Origin of the sequence: Maribellus luteus (assembly GCF_003576475.1) — a bacterium.
GTDB classification, from domain to species: domain Bacteria; phylum Bacteroidota; class Bacteroidia; order Bacteroidales; family Prolixibacteraceae; genus Draconibacterium; species Draconibacterium luteum.
The window spans coordinates 1-715 of record NZ_QWGR01000083.1; the positions used below are offsets into that span (position 1 = coordinate 1).

Here is a 715-nt window from a genome sequence, read left to right on the forward strand (position 1 = left end):
GACGGCCGCGACGTCAAGACGGTCCGCAACATCGTCGCCGAAGTCGGCGTGCTGCCGCGCGCCCACGGCTCGGCGCTGTTCACCCGCGGCGAGACCCAGGCCCTGGTCGTGGCCACCCTGGGCACCGGCGACGACGAGCAGTGGATCGACGCGCTGGAAGGCACCTACAAGGAAAACTTCCTGCTGCACTACAACTTCCCGCCATACTCCGTCGGTGAAGCCGGCCGCATGGGTTCGCCCGGCCGTCGCGAAATCGGTCACGGCAAGCTCGCCTGGCGCGCGATTCATCCGGTACTGCCGCCGCACCACGAATTCCCCTACACGGTGCGCGTGGTCTCCGAGATCACCGAGTCCAACGGCTCGTCGTCGATGGCCACGGTCTGCGGCTCGTCGCTGGCGCTGATGGACGCGGGCGTGCCGCTGCAGAAGCCGGTCTCGGGCATCGCCATGGGCCTGATCCTGGAGAAGGACGGCTATGTGGTGCTGTCGGACATCCTGGGCGACGAAGACCACCTGGGCGACATGGACTTCAAGGTGGCCGGCACGGAAGCCGGCATCACCTCGCTGCAGATGGACATCAAGATCCCCGGCATCACCGAGGAGATCATGAAGAAGGCCCTGGGTCAGGCCCAGGCCGGGCGCATGCACATCCTCGGCGAGATGAACAAGGCGATCGACGGCGCCCGCGCCGAGATCGGCGAGTACGCCCCGAAGA

General features: G+C 67.1%; 1 pseudogene. It reads left to right on the forward strand.

From position 1 onward, the window contains the following. Nucleotides 1-715 (forward strand): annotated as a pseudogene (locus D1614_RS23875) (polyribonucleotide nucleotidyltransferase); the annotation flags it as partial.